Source organism: Methylobacterium sp. E-046 (genome assembly GCF_022829625.1).
GTDB classification, from domain to species: Bacteria; Pseudomonadota; Alphaproteobacteria; order Rhizobiales; family Beijerinckiaceae; genus Methylobacterium; species Methylobacterium longum.
On record NZ_JAKSYP010000116.1, the window covers coordinates 1 to 1,325 of the forward strand.

Annotated in this window: 1 protein-coding gene and 2 pseudogenes; all 3 read left to right on the plus strand. The window is 69.4% G+C overall.

What is annotated here, in order from left to right; all coding sequences use genetic code 11:
* Positions 1–344, plus strand: a pseudogene (locus MKK82_RS10720) (chemotaxis protein); the annotation flags it as partial.
* A 67-nt stretch (positions 345–411) separates the two neighbouring features.
* The gene (locus MKK82_RS10725; RefSeq protein ID WP_238291195.1) at positions 412–609 is read left to right on the plus strand and encodes a hypothetical protein; all 198 of its coding nucleotides are present in this window, start codon (positions 412–414) and stop codon (positions 607–609) included.
* Between the two features lie 481 nt (positions 610–1,090).
* Positions 1,091–1,325, plus strand: a pseudogene (locus MKK82_RS10730) (Tellurite resistance protein TerB); the annotation flags it as partial.

Below are 1,325 nucleotides of genomic sequence, written 5' to 3' on the forward strand. Positions count from 1 at the left end.
GTGAGGGCGTTGCATCCGAGGTGGAGGCGCTGGCCGAGCAGACGGCGAAGGCGACAGATCAGATCCGCGGGCAGATCAGCGAGACGCAGGCGGCTGCGAGGGAGGCTGTGGGCGGGATCGGCTCGATCCAGGGCACGATCCGGGCGCTGGACGAGGTCTCGGACGCGATCGCGGCGGCGGTCGAGGAGCAGTCTGCCGTCACGCGCGAGATGTCGGGCAGCATGCACACGGCCGGGCACGAGGTATCGACGATCGCCGGCGGCATGGAGGCCATCGCCCGGGCGAGCGAGCAGGTCGATGCAGCCACACGCCAGGTGCGCGAGGTTGCGCGCGCGGTCGGTTAGCCGGGCGGCCCGATCTACGTCAGCGCGGGCAAGAATTCGCTAACGCGACGCTGCCACGCTGAGGCGTATGTCGAAGCGTACCCTCCGCACCCTCCGGGCCTTCCTCTGGATCGCCGCCCTCGTGTTGTGCTGCTTCTCCGCCGCCATGCTGGTTGAAGCGAACAGGCCGGGAGCCGGCGGCGATCAGCGCCTCGTCGGTGATCCGGCCGTGACCGGGTCGATCGCGCAAATGCGCTGGTGCGGTGCCGCTCCGTGGTGCCGCTGACGGTCGCTCGGTGCTGCAGCCTGGTCACCGATAGGTTTCGTTAACCATGCGATCCCAACCTGCGGGCGTCAGCACGCAGGTACCCCCGTGAACCAGGTTCGGTCGATCACCGCAGAGGACTTCGCCAGCGACGGCCCGGTGTCGCTCGACCTTGCGGCACGCATCGCGCGGGCCGAGCCTGCCCACCGGGCTGCGCGACGGCCTTTCGGAACCGACCCGAGCCCGGCTCGCCGTCCGGCTCCACGGCCGCAGCCACACGCGGGAGATCGGCATCCGGGTGGTGGCGACCTGTGAGAAGACGCGCCTGCAGAGCGCTGCAGGGTCGTCGGCAGCCAACGCTTCGAGCTGTCTCGCCCCTGACACGGCCCCAACCCATGACCCGCACGCCCGCGGTGGTCGGCGTAAGGTCAGCCTCGGCGGGTCACGCGGTGCCGCTCACGCCTTCGTTTAGCCCTTCCACGTCACTCAGCAGCACATCGGCATGCCCTTCGTACAGGATCTCCTCGCCCGCTTCCGTCAGACGGTCACCGCATATGCGGGTGACGAGGTGCTGATGCAGGCCGGCGTCTCGGCGACGGCCAACGTCATCGTCGCTGACGGCGAGGTCGCGGGTGCGGAGTTCGAAACCGCGCTGACCGGCGTGATGGCCAGTCCGATCCTGGAGAAGGGCTACGACGTCCTGATGCTGGAGGAGGCGCTGTACGAGGCGATCGGCC

Excerpts from the sequence above, each read along its gene's own strand:
- MKK82_RS10725 (WP_238291195.1), top strand. The coding sequence starts at position 412 with ATGTCGAAGCGTACCCTCCGCACCCTCCGGGCCTTCCTCTGGATCGCC.